Raw genomic sequence first — 24,364 nt, forward strand, 5'->3', positions numbered from 1 at the left:
GCGCTCAGACTGCCGAAGTTTCCTCGGCGATCCACTGCCGCAGCTGCTCGCGTGATTCGCGCGCCAGGGTCAGGAAGCGGAAGCCCACCCAGGCCTGGCCCGGTGCATGGGTCTGCTCGCTCCACAGCAGGTGCACGCCGACGTCGATCAGCAGTGGCTGTCCCTGCGGGCCGGTGATGGTGAACTGCAACTGGTGCAACGCATCGTCCTGCATCGGCACCGAGGCCAGCATCAGCATGCCGGTCTCGGAGACATTGCCGAGCCGGCCGATCACGGTCTCGGCCATCAGGTCGGTGACGGGCACCAGCTCGGTCACCTGGCGGCGCGGCGCGCGGCGGGTATCGGGTGTGGTCATTCGGCATTCTCCGCGGGACTGCCGGCCAGCGAGCGCAGGGTGCGCAGCGTGGCCTGCCAGGCACGATCAATCAGCCTGCCCTTGTCTTCGGTGACGATCCGCACCTGGCCGTGTGCCATCAGCCGTGCCAGTGCGTCCAGCGAATGCTCGCCGACCTTCTGCCCGCGTTGATTGACGAACAGGGCGTTGTCGGTGATCAGGCTGTACCAGGACAGTCGCTGCCGGCGGACGTCGCCCTGCTGGTTGGTGGTGAACTCGAACCAGGTGCCGAAGGGCAGGGTGCGCAGCTGGCGATAGCAGTCGTCCTCGGCGGTGCTGCGCGCGAGCGGGGCGACCTTGCGCGGGTCGCTGGCGTCTGCCTGCTCGCCCAGCCGGGTGCGCGCGCGAAGGCGTGCGGTGAGTTCGGTCCGCGAGCTGCTGTCGTCCTCGCCCCCCGGCGTGGACAGGCGCCGCGCGATCGCGGCCGCTTCGTCCTGGTGGTAGCCGACCTGCAGCAGGGCGGATTCGACTTCGTTGCCCAGCACGTCATCGCGCTCGGCTGCGCCGGGCGTCAGGCAGGTCACTTCGGCGATCCGGGCGGTTTCCTGCTGGCGCTGCTGCCACTGTGGCGAGGTCTCGCCGTTGCGCAGCAGGGTGAGCGTGAGCACGTCCGACCATGCCTGTTTCAGCAGCGCCTGCACGAAGCATGGAGGCGCGGCCTGCGCGCACAACTGTTCGATGCTGGTGCTGGCCTGTTGCTTGGCCGCCTCCAGCCGCTCCTTGCCGCGGGCGGCTTCGACATGACGACGCTCGGCCAGTTCGGCCTTGTGCGCCAGCGCGCGGAAGTGCTGCTGGATCTCCTCGTTGGCGGTGTCGAAGACCGCCACATCGCCGTCGTACTCGTTGACCACCTGATCGACGGCCTGCCCCAGCTTCTGCACCAGCTGCGGATCGACGTCTTCGTCGCCCAGCCAGTTGGCGCCGGCCTCGGCCACCGCATTGAGCAGTTCGCGCGCCGGGTGCTGGTCGCGGACGAAGAACGCCGGGTCGGACAGGGCCGCGCGGGCGACCGGCACTTGCAGCCGGGTGAGCAGATCGGTGGCCACCGCCTCGGGCCGGACCTCGCGCTGGATCTGCCCGTACAGCATGTCGAGCAGATCGAAGGTGTCGCTGTCCTTGACCGTCAATGTCGCCTGTGCGCCATGGTCCGCACGGACCTGGGCAAGCAGGGCGTTGTGCAGATCGGCCATGCTGCGGCGCGCACCGCCCGGGGCCACCGCCTGGCTCTGCAGCCTGGCCAGGGTGGCATGCACGGCCTCGGCGGGCACGGCCAGTGCCGCCGGTGTTTCGGGGGCGAGGAAGGCGGTGTCGGTGGGATGCGCAGGCAGCTCACCCGGTGCCGCAACCGCCTGCGCGGCCGTCGCACCGCCGCCCGGCACCGTGCCGGCGGCATGCGCCTGGCGGGCGGCGCCCAGCAACTGGTGCAGGGCCGACATCGCCGGTGCGCCAAGGTCGGCGGCCGCAGGCGGGGTAGTGGTGGCCGCCGCCGATGCAGGTGCGGACGCCGCGGCACCGGTACTGTCATCGGTGGCCGTGCGGTAGGCCGGCGAGGCGGCCGACGGCGCCATCGCCATGGCTTCCTCGGTCATGGCCGCCCAGCCGGCGCTCGGTGCGCTGCCGTTCCAGCCGGTCAATGGGCGTGCCGCGGCGCCGCCGCGTGCGCCGGGCAGGCCGCGCTCGGGGCCGGTGATGATCCGGCGCGTCGTGGCCGAGCGTGCCAGATACGGGGTGTAGACCAGCCCGGGCAGGACGCCTTCGTGCCCCAGCAGGATGTTGGCGCGTTCCAGCAGCTCACCCAGCCGCTCCAGCAGTTGGCGGTCGAACACGCGGTACAGCGCCAGCTGTGTTTCCAGGCCCAGACCGAAGTCTTCACCCAGTTCGCGCACGATCCGGCACAGCGCCTGCGGCCCGAACGGCAGGTCATCGGCATCGAAGGCCGGCCCGGCGGCGAGCACGCCGAAGCGTTGGCCAAGCAACTGCAGGGCGCTGGCCGAGCGCTGGGCTTCGCGGCGGATGATATCGACCAGGACGATGTCGCGATCCACGTCGGTGTCGTTGACCAGGGTCAGCGCAGTGGCGGTGACGGCTACCTCGGTCGACACGGTGCGCTGGGTGTGCCGGGGCCCGCGCAGGGTGGCCAGGCTGTCGCTCAGTGCGTCCAGAAAGCGGGGGCCGAACTGCGCGTTGACCTCATGCAGCTGCCGCGCCTGCGCGAAGATGTCCGCCTGGATCTGGCTGTTGCGGGCGCGCTCGGCATCGCGGAACAGCTCGCGCTCCAGCTCCACGACGGTCAATCTGAGCGGGGTGGTGAGGGTCTGGACCGCCAGCCCGTGCAGCGCTGCCAGCAGGCGGCGCACGCGCGGGGGCGCCGCCACGTCCGCAAAGCGGGTCATGTCGGGCTGGGACGACGAAGGTGCGGGCGCAGACATCCGATGTTCTTCCAGCTCCCCTGAGAACACGGAATCTAACGGTTTCGCCCGGTCCCTGCCAGACGCGACAACGTTCGAGGTTTCCGGCGCCGGCCAGCGGCCGGCGTTACCGTCCGGGCGGGCGCCGCCTGCTCAGGGCAGGAACAGCTCGACCACATCGTTGGTGAAGCGCCGGCCCAGCTCGGTAGGCATGACCTCATCGCCGGTCACGGTCATCCAGCCCTTGGCCACGGCAATGCGCAGCGGCGCGTCGATCCGGGCCCGGTCCAACCCGGTACGCGATTCGAAATCCTTCAGCGCAAAGCCTTCGTGCAGCCGAAGCAGGTTGAGCATGTACTCGAACGGCAGCCGCTCGGCGCTGATCACATCGTCGCCGCCGATCGAGGCTGCGGTCCCGGCCGTGTCCATGAAGGTCTGCGGATGCTTGTGCTTCCAGCGGCGCAGCACGTGTTCTTCGGCACCGCTGCTGATCTTGCCGTGTGCACCGGCGCCGATCCCCAGGTAATCGCCAAAGCGCCAGTAATTGAGGTTGTGCTGGCTCTGCCGGCCGGGCTTTGCGTAGGCGCTGACCTCGTACTGCGCATAGCCGGCCTCGGCCAGCATCTGCTGGCAGTGCTCCTGGATGTCCCATGCCGAATCTTCGTCCGGGATGCCCTGCGGCGGCCGCGCGAAGAACACGGTGTTGGGCTCCAGGGTGAGCTGGTAATGCGACATATGCGTGGGCTGCAGCGCGAAGGCACGCTCCAGATCATGCTCGGCCTGGGCCAGCGTCTGCTGCGGCAGCGCGTACATCAGGTCGATGTTGAAGTTGTCGTAGCCGGCGTCCTGCGCCAGCTTCACCGCCCGCTCGGCCTCGCCACTGTCGTGGATGCGGCCCAGGCGCTTGAGCGCCTCGTCGTTGAAGGTCTGGATGCCGAAGCTGATCCGGTTCACACCGGCGGCGCGGTAACGGTCGAAACGGCCGTGCTCGGCGGTGCCCGGGTTGGTCTCCAGGGTCACCTCCAGGTTCGGTGCGAAGCGCAGCCGGGCCGAGGCCGCCTGCAGGAAGCGGTCGATCGCCTCCGGCGGGAACAGGCTTGGCGTGCCGCCACCGAAGAACACGCTGCTCACCACCCGGCCCCACACGAGCGGCAGGTCCTGATCGAGATCGCGGATCAACGCGTCGATGTAAGCCTCGAACGGCAGCTCACCCTTGGCCGCATGCGAGTTGAAATCGCAGTACGGGCATTTGCGCACGCACCACGGCAGATGCACATACAGTGCCAGCGGCGGCGTAACCAACCGCGGGGCGTGGTCGTGATCGCCCGTGCAGGCTTCGCCGGGCAGGTGGGAGCAGTGGTCGTGTGCCATCAGAGCAGGGCGGGCAGCTTCTGCTTGAGCAGCTGCAGGGCTTTGGCGCGGTGGCTCATCGCGTTCTTCAGGTCCGGTGCCATTTCAGCTGCGGTCTGCGCCAGCACCGGGTCGAGGAACAGCGGGTTGTAGCCGAAGCCGTGGCTGCCACGCAGCTCATCGAGGATCACGCCCTCCCAGCTGCCTTCGCAGATCAGCGGCTGCGGGTCATTGGCATGGCGCAGCAGCACGATCACCGCATAGAAGCGGGCCGTGCGGCGATCGGCCGGTACGTCGCGCATCGCCTCGAGCAGCTTGGCGTTGTTGGCGGCATCGTTGGTCGGGCTGCCGGCATAGCGCGCGCTGTACAGGCCGGGGGCGCCGTCGAGGGCATCCACGATCAGGCCCGAGTCGTCGGCCAGCGCGGGCAGGCCGGTGCTTTCGCAGGCGTGGCGCGCTTTGATCAGGGCATTCTCGACGAAGGTCAGGCCGGTTTCCGGGACGTCGCTGACGCCCAGTTCGCCCTGCGCCACGATCTCCAGCGGCAGGCCGCCGAGCATGGCCTGCAGTTCCTTCAGTTTGCCGGCGTTGCCGCTGGCCAGGACCAGTTTCATTGCTTGGGCTCCAGCAGATCCCACGTGTTGCCGTACAGATCGCGGAATACCGCGACCGTCGCGTAGACCTCCTCGCGTGGGGTTTCGAGGAAGACCACGCCACGCGCGGTCATCGCCGCGTGGTCGCGCCAGAAATCATCGGTGTTCAGGAAGAAGCCGACCCGGCCACCGGTCTGGTTGCCGATCCGCGCGCGCTGTTCGTCGTTGCTGGCGCGTGCCAGCAGCAGGGCCGCCGCGCTGCCATCGCCCGGCCCGACCACCACCCAGCGCTTGTCGCCCTGGTCGATGTCATCGATCAGGCTGAAGCCCAGCGCGCCGGTGTACCAGGCGATCGCCTCGTCGTAGTCGGCTACCACCAGGGTGGTCAGGGCGATGCGACGGTTCATGCCTTGGCCAGGGCCGCCTGCTGCGCAGCGAACAGATCCTTGATGCCCTTTTCGGCCAGGACCAGCAGCGCATCCAGTTCATCGCGGCGGAAGGCATGGCCTTCGGCGGTGCCCTGCAGTTCGATGAAACCGCCACCGTCGTTCATCACAACGTTCATGTCGGTATCGCAGTCGCTGTCTTCGGCGTAATCCAGATCCAGCACCGGGGTGCCGCGGTACACGCCGACCGACACCGCCGCGACGGCGCCGAAGATCGGGTTGCGCTTGATGTCGCCGCGCTTGATCAGGAAGTTCACCGCATCCACCAGGGCCACGTAGGCGCCGGTGATGGCCGCGGTACGGGTGCCGCCATCGGCCTGCAGCACGTCGCAGTCCAGGGTGATGGTGCGCTCGCCGAGTGCGCCGCGGTCGATGCAGGCGCGCAACGTGCGGCCGATCAGGCGCTGGATTTCCAGCGTGCGGCCACCCTGCTTGCCGCGGGCGGCTTCGCGGTCGTTACGGGTGTGGGTCGAACGCGGCAGCATGCCGTACTCGGCGGTCACCCAGCCTTCGCCCTTGCCACGCAGGAAGCCCGGCACGCGGTTTTCCACGCTGGCCGTGCACAGCACGCGGGTCTCGCCGAAGCTGACCAGGACCGAGCCCTCGGCGTGACGGGTGAAGGCGCGCTCGATGCGCACTTCGCGCAGCTGGTCGGCCTGGCGGCCACTGGGACGGGAATCAGTCATGCTCAAGTTCCGGTAAGACGGGGGATGCGGGGCCACGCCCGGGCCGGGGACCGGCGGGCGAGGAGGCTCTAAGGAGACCGCTAGGGTACCATTTGCACTTTGAGAGCACCGGAAACCCGCATGATTCGAAGCATGACCGCCTATGCCAACGGCGAGCGCGCCACCCGCTGGGGCACGCTGGCCTGTGAGCTGCGCTCGGTCAACCACCGGTTCCTGGAGGTCGGCGTCCGGCTGCCTGAAGAACTGCGTGCGTTGGAGCCGCACCTGCGCGAGCGCGTCGCTTCCCGCTGCAGCCGCGGCAAGATCGATCTGGTCATGCGCCTGCGTGCGCCGGAGGTCACCGGTGCGCTGGTGGTCAACGATGCGCTGCTGGGCCAGCTCGGTGAGCTGGCGACCCGGCTGTCCTCGGGCTTCCCGAGCCTGCAGGTGAGCTTCACCGAACTGCTGCAGATGCCGGGTGTGATGCAGGGCGAGGCGGTCGATGCGGCCGCGCTGCATGCCGAAGCCCTGGCGCTGCTGGATACGGCGCTGGACGGCTTCGTCGCCGCGCGTGAGCGTGAAGGCGACAAGCTGGCCACCGCGATCCAGGAGCGCGTGGACAGCATCGAGCGCATCGCTGCCGAGGTCACCACCCTGATCCCGCTGATCCGCGAAGGCCAGCGCACCAAGCTGGCGGCCCGCCTGGCCGACCTGCCGCACCCGGTCGATCCCGGCCGTGCCGAGCAGGAGCTGGTGATGTGGCTGCAGAAGCTGGACGTGGATGAGGAGCTGGACCGCCTGGGCAGCCACATCGCCGAGATCCGCCGCGTCTTCAAGCAGCGTGAGCCGGTCGGCCGCCGCCTGGACTTCCTGCTGCAGGAGTTCAACCGCGAGGCCAACACGCTGGGCTCCAAATCGGTGGACAGCCGCACCTCCAATGCCGCCGTCGAGCTGAAGGTGCTGATCGACCAGATCCGCGAACAGGTGCAGAACATCGAATGAGCAGCCAGATCCCGCCCGTCGGCGCGCCTGCGCGCGGCACGCTGTACATCGTGGCCGCGCCTTCCGGGGCCGGCAAAAGCAGCATCGTCAACGCCACCCTGGCCCGCGACCCGCAGATCGCCCTGTCGATCTCGTTCACTTCGCGCGCCACGCGCCCGGGTGAGATCAATGGCGAGCACTACCACTTCGTCAGCGCCGAGGAATTCGAGCGGATGATCGCCGCCGGTGACTTCTTCGAACATGCCTGGGTGCATGGCGACTGGAAGGGCACCGCGCGGCAGTCGGTCGAGCCGCAGCTGTCGGCCGGCCAGGACGTGCTGCTGGAAATCGATTGGCAGGGCGCCCAGCAGGTCCGCCAGCTGGTGCCGGGCACGGTCACCGTGTTCATCCTGCCGCCGTCCAAGCAGGCGCTGCAGGACCGGATGCGCAAGCGCGGGCAGGACAGCGAGGCGGTGATCGCCCAGCGCCTGGCCGCCGCGCGTGAAGAAATGCTGCACTTCAACGACTTCGACTACGTGATCGTCAACGAGGTTTTCGAGACCGCGGTGGACGAACTGTGTGCCATCTTCACGGCCAGCCGCCTGCGCCGGGAAGCCCAGAAGGTCCGCCACGCGGGCCTCATCCAGGCCCTGCTGACCCAGGATCCGGCCACAACCGACTGATTCTCAACGGGGTGCTAGCCGGTTGGCTTGATTTTGTCCAGCCCTGGCCGGTACAATCCGTCCCCTTTCCCTCATTCGATTGAGCAGCCCTCACCGGCTGCCGGGAGCCCGCATGGCCCGCATCACCGTAGAAGATTGTCTGGAAGTCGTGAACAACCGTTTCGAACTGGTCATGATGGCGTCCAAGCGCGCCCGTCAGCTGGCCAATGGCGTCCAGGCCACCCTGGACAACAGCGAAACCGAAGACAAGCCGACCGTGCTGGCGCTGCGCGAAATTGCCGCCCGCAAGATCGACAACGCCCTGATCGACGAAGTCGAGAAGGCCGAGCGCGAGCGTGCCGAGCGTGAAGCACTGGAATGGGCCGCTGCCGAAGTCGTCGCCGACGAAGACATGTCCAAGAACGACGACTGATCGCCTCGCGCGTCCGTTGTTGTTGCTGCGAACAGCCCGCCTTTTGGCGGGCTGTTTCGTTTGTGCCGCCAGTGGCTGCGGTGAGGGCATGTTGTTGCAGGTGAAACTCCCTGTTCAGGATTTGCCGATATCACGCCGCTGGCATAGTCTTTGAGCATGAACCCAGGCCCCACTGCCAAGGTCGCCACGCCCGCCGGCGCGGCCGTACCCGACTATGTCCTCCAGCTTGAGCGCGCAGCGCACTATCTGCCGCCCGACCAACTGCCACTGCTGCGCCGCGCCTGGGAAGTAGGCGCCGCCGCGCATGCCGGCCAGACCCGCAAGTCGGGCGAGCCCTACATCACCCATCCGGTCGCCGTTGCCCAGGTGCTGGCCGAGCTCGGCCTGGACGTGGAGGCGCTGATCGCCGCGATCCTGCACGACACCATCGAAGACACGCCGCTGACCCGCGAGGAGCTGGCCGCTGAGTTCGGCGAAGCCGTGGCCGAACTGGTCGATGGCGTCACCAAGCTGGACAAGCTGAAGTTCCGCGACCGCCAGGAGGCGGCCGCCGAGAGCTTCCGCAAGATGCTGCTGGCGATGTCGCGCGACCTGCGCGTGATCATGATCAAGCTGGCTGACCGCCTGCACAACATGCGTACGCTGGGCGCGCAGAGCCGCGAAGCACGCGGCCGCATCGCCCGCGAAACGCTGGAAATCTACGCCCCGATCGCGCAGCGGCTGGGCATGAGCCTGGTCAAGAGCGAGTTGCAGAACCTCGGCTTCAAGGCGCTGTACCCGTGGCGCCACGCGATCCTGGAAAAACACATCCGCAGCCAGCCGGTGGTGCGCCGCGAGGCCATGGCGCAGGTGGAGGTGCAGTTGAGCCAGCGCCTGGCCAAGGAAGGGCTGGAGCATCGCCTGGTCAGCCGCATCAAGACCCCGTGGAGCATCTACAACAAGATGCACGACGAGAACAAATCCTTCGACCAGGTCATGGACGTGTTCGGCTTCCGCCTGGTCGTGCGCAACGTGCCCAGTGCCTACCACGCGCTCGGCGCGGTGCATGCCACCTTCAAGCCGCTGGACGGGCGCTTCCGCGATTTCATCGCGATCCCTAAGGCCAACGGCTACCAGTCGCTGCACACGGTGCTGTTCGGGCCGTATGGCTCGCCGATCGAGGTGCAGATCCGTACCGAGGAAATGGACCTGATCGCCGAGCGCGGCGTGGCCGCGCACTGGACCTACAAGTTCGGTGGCGACTCACCCAACAGCGCACAGAGCCGTGCGCATGCGTGGATCGTGGAGTTGATCGATTCGCAGCGTGCCGCCGGCTCGTCGCTGGAGTTCCTGGACAACGTCAAGGTGGATCTGTTCCCGGACGAGGTCTATCTGTTCACGCCGAAGGGCAAGATCCTGGCGCTGCCGCGCAATTCCACGGCGCTGGATTTCGCCTATGCGGTGCATACCGATGTGGGCAACATGGCGGTGGCCTCGCGGGTCGACAAGAAACTGGTCCCGCTGCGCACCAAGCTGGTCAGCGGGCAGACGGTGGAAGTGATCACCGCGCGTTCGGCCACGCCCAAGCCGCAGTGGCTGGAGTTCGTGGTCAGTTCCAAGGCGCGCACGGCGATCCGTCACCAGCTCAAGCAGCTGGAGCACGAGGACGCGGTGCAGCTGGGCCATCGGATGCTGGACCGCGCGCTGGAGGCGATGGACAGCTCGCTGGAGCGGCTGCCGAAGGGCCGCCTGGATGCGTTCCTGGCCGAGCACCGGTATCCGCGCCTGGAGGCCCTGCTGGCCGAAGTGGCGCTGGGCAACTGGATGCCGAACCAGGCCGCGCAGGCACTGATGGCGTATGCGGAGCTGCGCGGTGGGGCGCATTCGAAGCACTCGCAGGAAAAGATCCTGATCAATGGCAGCGAGCGCGGGGTGGTGAGCTTCGCGAACTGTTGTCAGCCGATTCCGGGCGACGACATCATGGGCTACCACACGGCCGGCAAGGGCATCGTGGTGCACCGTCTGGACTGCCCGAACCTGGCCGAGCTGCGCAAGTCGCCGGAGCGCTGGGTGCCGATCGGGTGGGATACGACGGTGTCGGGGGATTACGACACGTCGTTGATCGTCGAGGTGGAGAACGGGACCGGTGTGCTGGCGCAGTTGGCGGCGGCGATCGCGCAGAGCCATTCCAACATCGAGCGCGTGGATTATCTGGACCGCGATTTCAATGCGGCGGTGCTGGCGTTCAATATCCAGGTGCGCGATCGCAACCATCTGGCGGAAGTGATGCGGCGTCTGCGGCGGTTGTCGGTGGTGCAGTCGGTGCGGCGCCAGTAACCCACCCGCCCGCCGAGGGTGGTCGGGCGATTGGATGGGTAGAGCCGACCGTTGGTCGGCTGGCTTCGCGTGGCGCGGTGATGCTCCTGATTGGGCACTGCTAACCGCGGCTCACGTGCGCCTGCTTCTCGCGTGGGGAGGTGACGCGCAGGCCGGGGCAGGACCCGCTGCAAGTACGTCCCTGTAAGCTCGTGTGTTGCCATCCATGGCAACACACGGTCCTGCCCCGGCCCACCCGTCACCTCCCTGCCAGGGCGGGCGGGGGTGCGGAGAGAGGTGGCGTGGCTACCGCGAACGGATGGGTCATTGGCGCTGCGCGGTTGGAGGGCGTCCACGCATGGCGTGGCGCTACCTGCGGGGGCGCTACAATTGCGTTCCCCCTTTTGAATCGTGGAGCTTCCATGTCCCGTCAGATCATTACCAGTGCCAAGGCCCCGGCGGCCATCGGTCCGTATTCGCAGGCCGTGCGTGCGGGCAATACCGTGTATTTCTCGGGCCAGATTCCGCTGGATCCGGCCACCGGTGACATCGTGGGTGTGGGCGATATCGAGGCGCAGGCGCGTCGTGCGTTCGACAACCTGAAGGCCGTGGCCGAAGAGGCCGGTGGTTCGCTGGATCAGATCGTGCGTCTGGGCCTGTACCTGACCGATCTGGGCGAGTTCGCCAAGGTCAATGCGGTCATGCAGGATTACTTCAAGGCGCCGTTCCCGGCACGTTCGACCATCGAAGTGGCGGGTCTGCCGAAGGCCGCCAACTTCGAAGTCGATGCGGTGATGGTGCTCGACCAGGCCTGACGTGGCGCGGTCACGGGCTCCTGCACCGGCGCTGGCCGCAGCCGGGGAGGCATCGTTGTCGATGCTCTCCGGTATCGGGCCGGCGGTGGCGATCAAGCTGGCCGCCCGTGGCCTGTCGTCGCTGCAGGATCTGTGGCTGCATCTGCCGCTGCGCTATGAAGACCGTACCCGGCTGACCACCATTGCCCAGTTGCAGCCGGGTGTGGCGGCGCAGGTGGAGGGGCGGGTGAGTGCGGTCGAGCGCGGGTTCCGCTATCGGCCGGTGCTCAAGGTCGCGATCGAGGATGATTCGTACGGCACGCTGGTGCTGCGTTTCTTCCACTTCCGCGCCCAGCAGGTCGCGCAGTTTGCCGTGGGCACGCGCGTCCGCTGCTACGGCACCGCCAAGCCCGGCCATCACGGGCTGGAGATCGTCCACCCCAGTTACCGGGTAATGGGCGGCAATGAAGAGGATGCGCTGGGCGACAGCCTCGATCCGGTCTATCCGGCGGTCGAGGGAGTCGGGCCGGCGACGATGCGTAAATTCATCGGGCTGGCGCTGGACAAGTTGCCGGAAGAATCCACGCTGGAACTGCTGCCAGCCGGTTGGTTGTCGGGGCTGGGGTTGCCCTCGCTGCGCAGTGCGCTGCTGACCGTGCACCGCCCACCGCCGGACGCCGATCTGGTGGCGCTGGCCGCGGGCCGGCATCCGGCGCAACGCCGGTTGGCCATCGAAGAACTGCTGGCACACCACCTGAGTCTGCGCCGGCAGCGCATGGCGTTGCAGGCGCATCACGCGCCATCGCTGCGCGGGCAGGGTGCCTTGGTGGCGCAGCTGCGCGACAGCCTGCCGTTCCAGCTGACCGGTGCGCAGCAGCGCGTGTTCGAGCAGATCCGCAAGGACCTCGCCAAGGCGCATCCGATGCTGCGGCTGGTGCAGGGTGACGTCGGCTCGGGCAAGACCGTGGTGGCTGCGTTGGCCGCGATGCTGGCGGTGGAGCGGGGCAAGCAGGTCGCATTGGCTGCACCCACCGAGCTGCTGGCCGAGCAGCATATGAACAATCTGCGCGCCTGGCTGGAGCCGCTGGGCGTGCGCACTGCATGGCTGGCCGGCAAGGTCACCGGCAAGGCGCGCACCAAGGTATTGGCCGAGGTCGCCTCGGGCGAGGCGCAGGTGGTGGTCGGTACACATGCGCTGATGCAGGACAGTGTGGTGTTCAAGGATCTCGCGCTGGCGATCGTCGATGAGCAGCACCGTTTCGGCGTACACCAGCGGCTGGCGCTGCGCGACAAGGGCGCGGACGGGCGCAGCGTGCCGCACCAGCTGGTGATGACCGCGACACCGATTCCGCGCACCCTGGCGATGTCCGAGTACGCCGATCTGGATGTCTCGGCGATCGACGAACTGCCGCCGGGGCGTACGCCGGTGCAGACCGTGGCGCTCAACAATGATCGCCGGCCGGAGCTGATCGAACGCATCGCGGTCGCGTGCCGCGAAGGCCAGCAGGTGTACTGGGTCTGCACGCTGATCGAGGAAAGCGAAGAGCTTGATGCGACACCCGCCCAGGCCACGTTCGAATCGCTGCAGGCGCTGTTGCCGGGCGTGCGCGTGGGGCTGGTGCACGGGCGGCTGAAGGCGAGTGAGAAACTCGCCACGATGGTTGCCTTCAAGGCCGGTGAGATCGATCTGCTGGTGGCCACCACGGTGATCGAAGTGGGCGTGGACGTGCCCAACGCGTCGTTGATGATCATCGAGAACGCCGAGCGTCTCGGCCTGGCGCAGCTGCACCAGCTGCGCGGCCGGGTAGGGCGCGGCTCGGCCGTGTCGCGGTGCGTGCTGCTGTACCAGGCGCCGCTGTCGAACATGGCGCGCGAGCGGCTGGAAACGATGCGGCAGACCAACGATGGCTTCCTGATCGCCGAGAAGGATCTGGAGCTGCGCGGCCCGGGCGAACTGCTGGGCACACGACAGACCGGCCTGGCCGGCTTCAGGATGGCCGATCTGGCCCGCGACGCGGATCTGCTGCCGGGCGTGCATGACCTTGCCGAGCGGCTGCTGGCCGAGGCACCTGACGTGGCCGATCAGGTGGTGCGGCGCTGGATCGGCACGGCCGTGCGGTACGCGTCGGCATAAACCGCGGGCGGTCGGCAGGGGGGGGGGGGCGAAGGCCGGCACACGTCCCTCCAGATCAGAGCCGCTTCGCAGCTGGTAGGCCTGTCGGCAAAATCAAGGAGGAGGTAGCCGCCGCCAGGCGGATACCGGGGGACATTTGCAGACAGGCCTGCCGGCCGCGAAGTGGCCCATCCGATTGCGGTCGAGTAATCGAAGCAGGAGCCACGCACATTCAAGGCCCGTCGGCTTTGTGGCCAACGTGAGGCGTCGGCGGGCGCCGCCTTGTATTTGTCATGACAGGGTGCGAAAGTCCCTTGCCGATTATCAAGACGGCAACGATGAGCAAGAAGATTCCGCTGTTGATCGACACCGACCCGGGTGTCGATGATGCCCTGGCCCTGTTGATGGCCTTCGCCGATGAGCGCCACGATATCGTTGGCCTGACCATCGCCGCCGGCAACGTAGGCCTGGACCACACGGTCCGCAATGCCTTGAAACTGTGCGAAGTGGCTGGCCGCGACGACGTGCCGGTCTACGCCGGTACCGCCGACCCGCTGCTGCACCCCTCCGTCGATGCCGCCCATGTGCACGGCGCCGATGGCTTTGGCGATGTGAACCTGCCGGCCGCCAAGCGCCAGGCCGAGGCCGAGCACGCCGCGCTGGCGATCCTGCGCCTGTCGCACGAATACGCCGGTGAGCTGTTCCTGGTCGCACTCGGCCCGCTGACCAACCTGGCCCTGGCCCTGAAGCTCGACCCGACCCTGCCGCAGCGCGTGAAGCGCTTCCTGGTCATGGGTGGGGCGGTGACCTGCCACGGCAACATCACCCCGGCCGCCGAGTTCAACATCGCCTTCGATCCGGAGGCGGCGCACATCGTGTTCACCGGCTTCCCGCACATCGAAGTGGCCGACTGGGAGGCCACCGTGGCCCACGGCCTGCTGCACGCGGACGTCGAGCAGTGGCTGGCGGCCGACAGCGACAAGGCCCGTTTCTACGAGCTGATCTCGCGCCAGACCCGCCTGTGGTCCGAAGACAGCCGTGGCGAGCGCTGGTACGCCGCCGATGCGCTGGCGATGGCCTGGGCGCTGCAGCCGGAAGGCGCGCTGCGGGTCGAATCGCGTCCGCTGAACGTGGAACTGGCCGGCGTGCACAGCCGGGGTGCTACCATTGTCGACTGGAACCGCCAGACCGGGCAGCCTGACAACACTCAGCTGCTGATGGCCTACGACCAGGGTCGCTTCGAGGCCCAGGTGAGGGCGGCACTCGGCGTCTGATGACGCCGCTGCGGCGGACCTTTCGCACGGTTGATGGACCCGGCTTGCCCTTTGCGGCGGCCGGGACTATAATGCCGCTCTTGACCACCAGCCCTTATTACGGTGCGCGCCCATGAAGGCCGATATTCATCCTGCTTACCGCGACGTGGTTTTCCACGACGTTACCTCTGATTTCAAGATCCTGACCCGTTCGACCATGTCCACCAAGGACACGATCAAGTGGGAAGACGGCAACGAGTATCCGCTCGTCAAGGTTGAAATCTCCTCGGCTTCGCATCCGTTCTACACGGGCAAGCACAAGGTGATCGACACCAGCGGCCGTATCGACAAGTTCCAGAAGCGTTTCGGCAAGCCGGCGCCGACCGCGGCCTGATCTGTCGACGCAGCTGCTTGAAAACAACGGTCGCCTTGGCGGCCGTTGTTTTTTGTTGTTCCCGGTTTACTGAACGCCAGGTGAGGCCTGCATGCCCCGCCGACGGAACGCTGTGTCCGTGCGTTGGCGCGAGCCGTTGCGCGCGCTGGGATAGGGCCTGCGGCGAGGTCTGGAACCTGCGTCTACGACTTCCGTCCTAGGGCGTCGAAAATGTTGCTGTGCGATAATGGCGGGATCCACGATAACGATCGTGGACTTCCTTCACGTGCCTGACCCATGCGCTTGGGCGGGCGCCTTCCCTCGAGGAGCGCACACAGTGTCCGATCTTGATCAGGTCACGCTCAACGCCGGCGAAAAGTCGGTTGTTCTGCCCGTCATCAAACCTACGCTCGGCAACGATTGCGTCGATATCTCGAAGCTGACCAAGGAAACCGGTCTCTTCACGTACGACTCCGGCTTCACCGCCACCGCCAGCTGCAAGTCCGCCATCACCTATATCGACGGTGACAAGGGCGTGCTGCTGTATCGCGGCTATCCCATCGAGCAGCTCTCGGAAAAGTCGAGCTACGTCGAAGTGGCCTACCTGCTGATCAACGGCGAGCGTCCGAGCGCCGAGCAGCTGAAGGCCTTCACCGACGAGCTGGCCGCCGAAGCCGATGTGGATCCGTCGATCAACACGCTGATCGGCAGCTTCGCCAAGGATGCCCATCCGATGGCCATCCTGACCGCCGCCATCGCGCAGCTGTCGGGCATCTACCACGCCTCGCTGGACCTGTCCGACGCCGAACAGCGTCGCCACGCCGCGGTGCGCCTGATCGCCAAGGTGCCGACCCTGTCGGCCCTGATCTACCGCCACGGCAAGGGCCTGCCGGCCAACAAGCCGGACACCTCGCTGGATTACGTCAGCCGCTTCCTGAAGCAGACCTTCGAGTCGGCCGATGGCCAGTACGAGCTGAACCAGGACGTGGTCAAGGCGCTGGATCTGCTGTTCATCCTGCACGCCGATCATGAGCAGAACGCCTCGACCTCGACCGTGCGTCTGGTCGGTTCGACCGGCGCCAACCCGTACGCGTCGGTCGCCGCTGGCGTCACCGCGCTGTGGGGTCCGGCCCACGGCGGTGCCAACGAAGCCGTGCTGAAGATGCTGGAAGAGATCGGTTCGGCCGACAACGTCGAATCGGCCGTGCTCAAGGCCAAGGACAAGACCTCCGGCTTCCGCCTGATGGGCTTCGGCCACCGCGTGTACAAGAACTTCGACCCGCGCGCCAAGGTCATCGGTGTGATGACCGGCAAGGTGCTGGAACAGCTGGGTGTGCAGGATCCGCTGCTGGACGTGGCCGTCAAGCTGGAGCAGGCCGCGCTGCAGGACGACTACTTCGTCGCCCGCAAGCTGTACCCGAACGTCGATTTCTACAGCGGCATCATCTACAAGGCGCTGCAGATCCCGACCGAAATGTTCACCGTCATGTTCGCCCTCGGCCGTACCTCCGGCTGGGTCGCACATTGGCTGGAACAGCAGGTGGATCCTGAAATGAAGATCGGCCGTCCGCGCCAGGTCTACACCGGTAGCGACGTGCGTGATTACCAGGGCTGATCGCCCCGGTTGATCGGATGATGAAAAGACGCCTCCGCAAGGGGGCGTTTTTTTTGGCAGCTGGAAAGCCCATGTAACGCCACGCTGCACTCCCATGCAGCGCCCCCCGTTCTTTACGAGCGCTTCACATCACCCTGCAGCATGGTTCTCCCGATCTGAGCGACTTATGTCTCAGTCGCGTTGAGACCTCCATCACCTGAATTGCAATTTCTTGCATGTCAATGCGGATGATCTCAGGGAATAGTAACGGCCGCTTTTCTCTCTCCTGACGGGAGTACGTACTATGAAGTCTCATCGCTTTTCATCGATGACTACGGTTGCGCGTGGCAGCCAACATCGCTTCCTGTCCCTGTCCATCGCCGCCGCATTGATGTCTGGGGCGCTGGTAGCCGGCGAGAACTCGGCGCTGGCCGCCGTAGTGGTCGGTCCCGGGCAAACGCTGGTGGTCAACCCGGGCGACTACAGCCCGACGGAAACGTTCAGCACCACCAACGGTACCCTCGACATCCGGAACGGGACTGCGACGGGTTCCATCGCGGCCAACGGCGCAGCAGGCAATCTGCTTATGGACGGAGGAACGGTCACTTCGACCGGTCCGGCCTCCGTCACTATCAATAGTGGAACGGCAACGATCTCCAATAGCTCCATCACCAATGGGAATGCGACGGGGCTGTCCCTTGCCGGGCTCCTGCCAACGACCCCCGGCATTCCGTCGGTTCTCCTGCGCAACAGCGTGGTCAGTGGAGGCACGGATGGGGCGCTGGTCAGCGCGGGCGGCACCTTGACGCTGGTGGGCGCTACAGTGACCGGGCAACGCTTCGGGGCGTACGTTCCCGCCGGCAGCATTGAAGTAACCGGCGGATCGGTCGTCCGGGGGGGCGTTGCAGGCATTTCAGTCTCCAACAGCTTCTCTGGTCAGCCCACCAATCTCGATCCCGCCACGTGGCATGTCCTGGTCGACGATTCCCGGGTGGAAAGCGCCACTGGCGCTGCCATTGTCGTCCAGGCAGTGCGAAGCGGGGCAGATCCTGAGCAATCCACGATCGTGGTGCAAAACAATGCTCAGTTGGTGGGCGGAAACGGAAACATCCTGGAAGTGAAGGGCACATATGGCACTGACTTCACTGCCAGCAACACCGCGTTGAACGGCAATGTCGTAGTCGATTCCACGGCCACGGCCAACCTCACCTTCCAAAACGCCGCCAGTCTCACCGGCGCGCTCACCAACGTCACCTCGATGGCCCTGGCCGACGCCTCGCGCTGGAACGTCACCGCCGATTCCACCGTGGGCGCCTTGAACCTGGGGTCGGGCACGCTGGCCTTCGCCGCGCCGTCGCCGGGCTACAAGACGGTCGCCGTGGCCGGTGACATGACGGTCAACGGTGGCACGCTGATCTTCAACAGCGTGCTGGCCGGTGACGGCGCACCGTCGGACAAGCTCGTGGTAGGCGGCAACACCTCCGGCAACGGCAACATCGTGGTCAACAACATCGGCGGTGCCGGTGCGCAGACCACCGACGGCATCCAGCTGATCTCGGTAGCCGGCACCTCGGGGGCGACGTTCGCGATGAACGGCCGTGCCACCGGCGGCGTCTACGAATACCTGCTGTACAAGGGCGGGGTCACCAACCCGGCCGATGGCGGCTGGTACCTGCGCTCGGCCTACACCGGCGATCCCTGCGACTTGAACCCGTCGCTGCCGATCTGCGCGCCGGTTGATCCGACCGATCCGACCGACCCGGTGACCCCGGTGGACCCGATCACCCCGGACCCCACCGATCCGGTGCCGGTGCTGCGCCCGGAGCCCGGCGCATACCTGGCCAACCAGGCCGCCGCGATCCGCATGTTCCAGCAGCGCCGCCACGACCGTGGTGAGCCGGCGTTCGAGCACGACAGCATCGGTGCGTGGGCGCGGGTTTCGCGTGACCAGTTGCACACCACCATCGCCGGCCAGGTTGACGCGCACAGCCAAAGCAACGCGCTGCAGATCGGCAGCGACGTGTACCGCTGGGGCCAGGGCGGTCGCGGCCAGATCGGCATCATGCTGGCCACCGGCGATGCCAACACGCAGGCAACCTCGCAGATCACCGGTTACGGCACGCGCGGCAAGGTCAAGGGCGATGCGGTGGGCGTGTATGGCACCTGGGTGCAGAGCGCCGAGGAAAGTGCAGGCCTGTACGTGGATGGCTGGCTGCAGTACGGCCGTTACGACAGCTGGGTGCAGGGCGACGGGCTGGCCCGTGAGACGTACAACGCCACCACCCGCGCGGCGTCGGTGGAAGCCGGTTACGGCTTCGCCCTGAGCAACAGCGACCGCCGCGCGATCTACCTGCAGCCGCAGGTGCAGGTCAGCTATACCGACTACAAGGGCGACACGCTGCAGGAAGTGAACGGCACCCTCGTGGAAGACGGCAACGCGGGCGGCCTGGAGACGCGTGTTGGCGTGCGCCTGTTCGGCCACGACAATGCCGCCGGCAACCGCGTGCAGCCGTTCGTCGCGGTGAACTGGCTGTACAACGCGCGCGGCGACACGATGCGCTTCGACGGCGAAACGCTGGATGCCAAGCTGCCGACCAACCGTTACGAAGCGCAGGCCGGCGCACAGCTGCGGCTGGGCGAACGCTGGTCGGCGTGGGGTGACCTGCGTGTGCAGCGCGGTGACAGCGGTTACAAGGATGCCGGTGCGCAGCTGGGTGTGCGTCGCGCCTGGTAACTTACCGCGATCCGGTCGCACATTGGCTGGAACAGCAGGTGGATCCTGAAATGAAGATCGGCCGTCCGCGCCAGGTCTACACCGGCAGCGACGTGCGCGACTACCAGAGCTGATCGCTCCGGCAGGTTGTGTTGAAAGCGCCCCGCATTGCGGGGCGTTTTTTTGCCTGTTCGTCCGTGCGCCGATGATGCGCATCGAGGGCGTTTCTACGTCGCCGGTCGGGTTTCCACATACCGGCTGGGTGCTTCGCCGAGCACGCGGCGGAATGCCGAGGTGAACGCGCTTGGGCTGGCGTATCCCAGGTCCAGTGCGATCCGGGTGACCGGCTGCCCGGCACCCAGCCGTTCGATCGCGGCGAGCAGACAGATCTGCTGGCGCCATTCGGCAAACCCCACCCCGGTGTCCGCGCGGAACTGGCGGGTGAACGTGCGTCGGCTCATGCCCGCTTCGGCGGCGACCTCATCGAGCGTGGAGGCGATCGAGGGCGCATCCAACAGCGGCTGGCAGGCGCGCACCAGGCGCGGGTCGCGGGGCAGCGGTGCATGCAGTGACAGGCGTGGCATCGCGGCGATCTCGGCGACCAGCAGCTGCATCAGCCGGCCGGCACGCCCCTCCCGGTCGTACAGTGCCGGCAGGTCGACCGCATCGTCCATCAGGTGCCGCAGCAGCGCCGATACGGCGTACACGCCGCAGCGCGCAGGCAACTGGACCGCCGCCACTTCTTCGGCCGTCACGAAGACATTGAGCATCGTGACCGGGCCACGCATCGCCATGGCGTGCGTGACGCCTGCGGGCACCCAGCAGGCACGCTGTGGTGGTACCAGCCAGTGTCCCTCGGGTGTGGTGAGGCTGATGGTGCCGCGCGAGGCGAACGCGAACTGACCGCGCCGATGCGCGTGGTCGGGGAAGACGGATCCGGCGGCGTAGTCATTGGCGGTGACCACCACGGCGCGCGGTAGATCTTCAAAGGGATCGAGCAGGGTATTGCGCATGGCCCGGATTCTATCGCCATCGGCCTGATATCGACGGCGGGCCACGCGCCGACGCCCTACGATCATCGCCCAGCCTTTCTTCCTGACGATGCCGCCATGTCCCCCACCTTTCATCGCGCCGGCACTGGCGCCCATCCTGTCCTGGTCCTGCACGGCTGGTTTGGCGACGCGCATGCGTTCGACCCCATCGAACCGTGGCTGTCCGGTGAGGAGTTCACCTATGTGTTCATGGACTGCCGCGGCTACGGCGGGATGCGCGATGTGCGTGGCAACTACACCATCGACGAGATCGCCAACGACGCGCTGACCTTGGCCGACACGCTGGGCATCGAGACCTTCAGCCTGATCGGGCATTCGATGGGCGGCATGGCCATCGAGCGGATCGCGGTGCTCGCCCCGGATCGCGTGCGCGCGCTGGTCGCCGTTGCGCCCGTGCCGTGCGGTGGCATCGCCTACGATTCACCGACGCGGCAGTTGCTTGAAGCGGCCGCGGGCAGCGTGAGCATCCGCCGTGGCATCATCGATCGCAGCACCGGTGGGCGGTTGCCCGCCGCGTGGCTGGACTGGAAGGCGCAGTACTCGATGGCGCACGCGTCGCCGGAGGCATTCGCCGGTTACTTCCCGGCCTGGGCTGATACCGACTTCAGCGCGGAGATCGTCGGCCGGCATCCGGTGAAAGTGCTTATCGGCGAGCACGATCCGGTGTTCAACGCGGCCCTCATGGACAGGACCTACCTGCGCCGCTATCGGCAGGCCACCCTGGAGGTGCTGGAAAATGCGGGTCACTACCCGATGAACGAAACACCGCTGGGCCTGGTTGCGACGATCGAGCGCTTTCTGGTCCCGTTCGCCGAGGCCTGAAGGAGGCCGCGCGTAGTCTCACCCACGGCCCAGGTAACCCTCGATCTCGCTGTCAGCCAGCAGTTCACGCAACTGCGTGGCCGACGCGCGCCGCATCGGCTTCTCATCGATGGCCGACAGCGGCGGCTGGCGCAGGCCATCGTAAGGCAGCACGGCGATGTCGAAGGTCAGATCCTCGGCACTGAATACCCAGACCGGCGCATCCAGGCTGCGTTCGCGGTCCAGCCGCAGCCGACGCGTGCGCGATTCGGCCGGGATGCCATGTTCATCGAGGTAGCGCTGCACGGCATCGGCATCGTCGCTGTGCACCTGCAGCTGCACGGGGCTGTTGGCATCGGCGGTGCCGTCGAGCACCGGGCCGCACAGGCGCGGTGAGAAGGCGTGCAGGAAGTCCATCGCGCGCAGGGCGGCCTCGCGGCGCTGGCGCAGCTGCGCGCCATGGTCGGCACCGGCGAACAGGCGCTGGTACTCGCGCAGGGCGTCTTCGATCTCGGTGTTGCGGGGCAGGGAGGCATCGTCATGGATGCCGAGCCGGGTGGCGGCCTTGAGCTTGGCCTGGTGATAGTCGCGGATGCCGCCCTCGGCCATCAGGCGGGCGGCTTCATGCGCCAGCTGGTGGCGACGCTCACGGGTCTGGGTGGCTGCATGCTGACGGGCTCGATGCATGACCGGTACTCCTTGGCGACCTGCACGGCAATGTACACCGGCGATGTGACAGGCAGGTAGAGCCAGCCCATGGCTGGCTGTGCCTGCGTTCAAGGATTACGTGCAGCCACCCATGGGGTGGCTCTACCGCGGCGATGGGGCGGACGATACGCGGCGGCGCCGGGCGAACCCGGCGCATGCGGTCAGAAAATATCGAACGCGGCGTCGTCGGCCTGCGGGGTCTGGCTGTTGAAGTCGTACTCCTCCAGCTTCTCCATATCCTCCACCTTGACCCACTCGGTGGCGCCGTTGAGCGTGGCCTGGACCATGCCCGAAGGCGGCTCGTTCTGCGCGATCGGGGTGTCCTTCAGCGCGACGCGCATGTACTCGATCCAGATCGGCAGCGCGGCGCGGCCGCCGTACTCGCGGTAGCCCAGCGAGCGGAAGTCGTCGCGGCCCACCCACACGGTGGTCGCGTAGGGGCCACCGAAACCGGAGAACCAGGCGTCGCGGTGATCGTTGGTCGAGCCGGTCTTGCCGCCCACGTCTTCGCGGCCGAGCACCTTGGCCGCGGTGCCGGTGCCGCGCTGGACCACGTCGCGCATCATCGAGTTGAGCTGGTACGCGGTACGGGCATCGATCGCACGCGGGGCGACCTTGGCATCCGGGTTGACCGGTACCGGTGCTTCGACGGCGGCCGCCTGCTGCGGCTTGGCCGGTGCGGCGTTCGCCGCGGGCGCGGAGCCGAAGTTGAAGCCGTCCACGACCTGGCTGACCGGCACGCCGCTGCTGCCGGCGCAGTCGCGGCAGGCGATGGCCGGGTTTTCCTTGAACACTTCCACGCCGTCACGGTCGGTGACCCGGTCGATCAGCCAGGTGTCCACGCGCGAGCCGCCGTTGGCGAACACCGCATAGCCGCGCGCCACCGAGAGCGGGGTCAGCGACGCGGTGCCCAGCGACATCGACAGGTTCGGCGGCAGCTCGGCCTCGGCGAAGCCGAACTCGCTGATGTACTTGCGCGCGTAATCCACGCCCATGCCATCGAGCAGGCGCACCGAGACCAGGTTGCGCGACTGCACCAGCGCTTCACGCAGCCGCATCGGGCCGCGGAAGCCGCCGCCGTCGTTCTGCGGCGACCAGGTCTTGCCGCGGCGGTCGCGGAACACGACCGGGGCGTCGAGCACGATCGAGGCCGGATTGAAGCCCTTGTCGAAGGCGGCCGCGTAGATGAAAGGCTTGAAGCTCGAACCCGGCTGACGGCGTGCCTGGGTGGCACGGTTGAACTTGTTGCCGGAGAAGCTGAAGCCGCCGACCAGCGCCTTCAAGGCCCCGTTTTCGGCGTCCAGCGAGACCAGGGCGGCCTGGCCGCGCGGGATCTGGTCAAGCAGCCACTCGCCTTCTTTCTCACCGGCCCGCACCCGCACGATGTCGCCGCGGGTGACCAGCTTGGCCGGGGTCTTGTTGGTCCAGCGGGCGGCGCTGGCAGGCAGTACCACTTCGCTGCGGTTGCCCAGCACCACGGTGGCGCTGCCATCGGCGGCGGTCGCCGCTACGATCGCCGGCAGCAGGCCGGTCTGGGCCGGGATGCCGGCCAGCTTGAGCGCCAACGCGGCGGCATCGGCGTCAGCCGGCACTTCCACGTGCTGCTCCACCCCGTGCCAGCCGTGGCGGTGGTCGTAGGCCAGCAGGCCATCGCGCACCGACAGGTTGGCCGCGGTCTGCAGTTCGGCATTGATCGTGGTGGTCACGTGGTAACCCTTGTTGACCACGTCGCCGCCGAAGCGGGCAATCATTTCCTGGCGGACCAGCTCGGCCACGTAGGGCGCCTCGACCTGCACCGGCGGCTCATGCGCGGTGGCGTGCATCGGCACGGCCTTGGCCGCGTCGGCCTCGGCCTGGGAGATGAAGCCCAGGCTGGCCATGCGCTGCAGTACATAGAAGTCGCGGCGCTCACGGGCGCGCTCGGGGTTGCTGATCGGGTTGCCGGAGGAGGGGAACTTGGGGATGCCGGCCAGCGAGGCCATTTCGTCCAGGTCCAGCTCGCCCAGCTTCTTGCCGTAATAGAACTCGGCCGCGGCGGCCACGCCGTAGGCGCGGTTGCCGAAGAAACTCTTGTTCAGGTAAAGCTCGAAGATCTCGTCCTTGCTCAGCTCGCTCTCGATCTTCCGGGCCAGCAGGATCTCGGCCAGCTTTCGGGTGTAGCTGTACTCCGAGCTCAGGAAGAACTGGCGGGCGACCTGCTGGGTGATGGTCGAGCCACCCGGCACGCGCTTGTCGCTGGTGGTGGCCAGCAGCCAGACGGCGCGGCCGATGCCCTTGTAGTCCACCCCGCCGTGCTCGTAGAAGCGGGCATCCTCGGTGGCCAGGAAGGCCTGCTTGAGGCGCTCCGGGACGTCCTTCATGGTGATGGGAGTGCGCCGGGTCTCGCCGAACACCGCCATGAGCTTGCCATCGCTGGCATAGACATACATGGGCTCCTGCATCTCCACGTCGCGCAGGGTCTGCACGTCGGGGAGCTTGGAGGAAATGGCGTAGTAGAGGCCGCCGGCCACCGCAGCGCCGATCAATGCCAGGACCAGGAACGCGACCAGCATCCAGCGCAGCCAACGGCGAAGACGTGTCATCAGTGACAGATTCCGATTGCGAATTTCGTGGTCGCAGAGTATAGATTACGCAAGGGAACGGCTGGGGGTGTTCCCGGGGAGAGCAGTCGATCGCCGTCTGGGGACGCGTGAAACGAGCAGTGATGCCCGTTTTACAGCTTGACGGTTGCGATTT

At 67.0% G+C, this 24,364-nt stretch carries 20 protein-coding genes; 11 read left to right on the forward strand and 9 right to left on the reverse strand.

Going from position 1 to position 24,364, the window contains the following annotated elements; translation table 11 throughout:
- Positions 1-4 precede the first annotated feature (4 nt).
- From K4043_RS09000 to rph, 6 genes are all read right to left on the reverse strand, one after another.
- A complete protein-coding gene (locus K4043_RS09000; protein ID WP_123730301.1) occupies positions 5-355 on the reverse strand; it encodes a PilZ domain-containing protein in 351 nt (116 codons plus the stop codon).
- Positions 352-2,787: a DUF1631 domain-containing protein gene (locus K4043_RS09005; RefSeq protein ID WP_265309042.1), complete on the reverse strand. Its 2,436-nt coding sequence runs from the start codon at positions 2,785-2,787 to the stop codon at positions 352-354. The genes K4043_RS09000 and K4043_RS09005 overlap by 4 nt, the downstream gene beginning before the upstream one ends.
- Positions 2,788-2,955: 168 nt before the next feature.
- A complete protein-coding gene (gene hemW, locus K4043_RS09010; protein WP_265309043.1) occupies positions 2,956-4,173 on the reverse strand; it encodes a radical SAM family heme chaperone HemW in 1,218 nt (405 codons plus the stop codon).
- Complete coding sequence (rdgB, locus tag K4043_RS09015; RefSeq protein ID WP_265309045.1) at positions 4,173-4,766, reverse strand: RdgB/HAM1 family non-canonical purine NTP pyrophosphatase; 594 nt, start codon at positions 4,764-4,766, stop codon at positions 4,173-4,175. Before rdgB ends, hemW begins: the two co-directional genes overlap by 1 nt.
- Positions 4,763-5,152 carry a VOC family protein gene (locus K4043_RS09020; RefSeq protein WP_259259268.1) on the reverse strand — a complete coding sequence of 130 codons (390 nt, stop codon included), beginning with the start codon at positions 5,150-5,152 and terminating at the stop codon, positions 4,763-4,765. Before K4043_RS09020 ends, rdgB begins: the two co-directional genes overlap by 4 nt.
- Complete coding sequence (rph, locus tag K4043_RS09025) at positions 5,149-5,877, reverse strand: ribonuclease PH (protein WP_123730306.1); 729 nt, start codon at positions 5,875-5,877, stop codon at positions 5,149-5,151. Before rph ends, K4043_RS09020 begins: the two co-directional genes overlap by 4 nt.
- Before the next feature lie 120 nt (positions 5,878-5,997).
- Between rph and K4043_RS09030 the strand changes: the two genes are divergently transcribed.
- The 10 genes from K4043_RS09030 (at position 5,998) to K4043_RS09075 (ending at position 19,088) form a co-directional block, all read left to right on the forward strand.
- The gene (locus K4043_RS09030; protein WP_121039457.1) at positions 5,998-6,858 is read left to right on the forward strand and encodes a YicC/YloC family endoribonuclease; all 861 of its coding nucleotides are present in this window, start codon (positions 5,998-6,000) and stop codon (positions 6,856-6,858) included.
- Positions 6,855-7,520 carry a guanylate kinase gene (gmk, locus tag K4043_RS09035; protein ID WP_088432676.1) on the forward strand — a complete coding sequence of 222 codons (666 nt, stop codon included), beginning with the start codon at positions 6,855-6,857 and terminating at the stop codon, positions 7,518-7,520. The genes K4043_RS09030 and gmk overlap by 4 nt, the downstream gene beginning before the upstream one ends.
- 112 nt (positions 7,521-7,632) lie before the next feature.
- Complete coding sequence (gene rpoZ / locus K4043_RS09040) at positions 7,633-7,932, forward strand: DNA-directed RNA polymerase subunit omega (protein ID WP_005410877.1); 300 nt, start codon at positions 7,633-7,635, stop codon at positions 7,930-7,932.
- 156 nt (positions 7,933-8,088) lie between these two features.
- Positions 8,089-10,248 carry a bifunctional (p)ppGpp synthetase/guanosine-3',5'-bis(diphosphate) 3'-pyrophosphohydrolase gene (locus K4043_RS09045; RefSeq protein ID WP_121039451.1) on the forward strand — a complete coding sequence of 720 codons (2,160 nt, stop codon included), beginning with the start codon at positions 8,089-8,091 and terminating at the stop codon, positions 10,246-10,248.
- A 401-nt stretch (positions 10,249-10,649) separates the two neighbouring features.
- Positions 10,650-11,042 carry a RidA family protein gene (locus K4043_RS09050; RefSeq protein WP_121039448.1) on the forward strand — a complete coding sequence of 131 codons (393 nt, stop codon included), beginning with the start codon at positions 10,650-10,652 and terminating at the stop codon, positions 11,040-11,042.
- 1 nt (position 11,043) lies between these two features.
- Positions 11,044-13,155, forward strand: a complete 2,112-nt coding sequence (recG, locus tag K4043_RS09055; protein ID WP_265309047.1) for an ATP-dependent DNA helicase RecG — start codon at positions 11,044-11,046, stop codon at positions 13,153-13,155.
- A 317-nt stretch (positions 13,156-13,472) separates the two neighbouring features.
- Positions 13,473-14,408, forward strand: coding sequence for a nucleoside hydrolase (locus K4043_RS09060; RefSeq protein WP_088432679.1), 936 nt, complete (start codon positions 13,473-13,475; stop codon positions 14,406-14,408).
- 112 nt (positions 14,409-14,520) lie between these two features.
- The gene (locus K4043_RS09065; protein ID WP_019183873.1) at positions 14,521-14,781 is read left to right on the forward strand and encodes a type B 50S ribosomal protein L31; all 261 of its coding nucleotides are present in this window, start codon (positions 14,521-14,523) and stop codon (positions 14,779-14,781) included.
- A 316-nt stretch (positions 14,782-15,097) separates the two neighbouring features.
- Positions 15,098-16,375, forward strand: coding sequence for a citrate synthase (locus K4043_RS09070; RefSeq protein ID WP_265309048.1), 1,278 nt, complete (start codon positions 15,098-15,100; stop codon positions 16,373-16,375).
- 1,096 nt (positions 16,376-17,471) lie between these two features.
- The gene (locus K4043_RS09075; protein ID WP_265309049.1) at positions 17,472-19,088 is read left to right on the forward strand and encodes an autotransporter outer membrane beta-barrel domain-containing protein; all 1,617 of its coding nucleotides are present in this window, start codon (positions 17,472-17,474) and stop codon (positions 19,086-19,088) included.
- A 206-nt stretch (positions 19,089-19,294) separates the two neighbouring features.
- On the opposite strand, the gene K4043_RS09080 is transcribed toward K4043_RS09075, so the two are convergent.
- A complete protein-coding gene (locus tag K4043_RS09080; RefSeq protein WP_265309051.1) occupies positions 19,295-20,080 on the reverse strand; it encodes a helix-turn-helix transcriptional regulator in 786 nt (261 codons plus the stop codon).
- 96 nt (positions 20,081-20,176) lie between these two features.
- Between K4043_RS09080 and K4043_RS09085 the strand changes: the two genes are divergently transcribed.
- Positions 20,177-20,941, forward strand: coding sequence for an alpha/beta hydrolase (locus tag K4043_RS09085; RefSeq protein ID WP_265309052.1), 765 nt, complete (start codon positions 20,177-20,179; stop codon positions 20,939-20,941).
- 18 nt (positions 20,942-20,959) lie between these two features.
- On the opposite strand, the gene K4043_RS09090 is transcribed toward K4043_RS09085, so the two are convergent.
- Together K4043_RS09090 and K4043_RS09095 are read right to left on the reverse strand one after the other, a co-directional pair.
- Positions 20,960-21,607 carry a hypothetical protein gene (locus tag K4043_RS09090; RefSeq protein WP_265309054.1) on the reverse strand — a complete coding sequence of 216 codons (648 nt, stop codon included), beginning with the start codon at positions 21,605-21,607 and terminating at the stop codon, positions 20,960-20,962.
- 182 nt (positions 21,608-21,789) lie between these two features.
- The gene (locus tag K4043_RS09095; RefSeq protein ID WP_123730313.1) at positions 21,790-24,210 is read right to left on the reverse strand and encodes a penicillin-binding protein 1A; all 2,421 of its coding nucleotides are present in this window, start codon (positions 24,208-24,210) and stop codon (positions 21,790-21,792) included.
- Between the last annotated feature and the right edge of the window lie 154 nt (positions 24,211-24,364).

The sequence above is a fragment of the Stenotrophomonas sp. SRS1 genome, assembly GCF_026130205.1.
GTDB classification, from domain to species: Bacteria; Pseudomonadota; Gammaproteobacteria; order Xanthomonadales; family Xanthomonadaceae; genus Stenotrophomonas; species Stenotrophomonas rhizophila_B.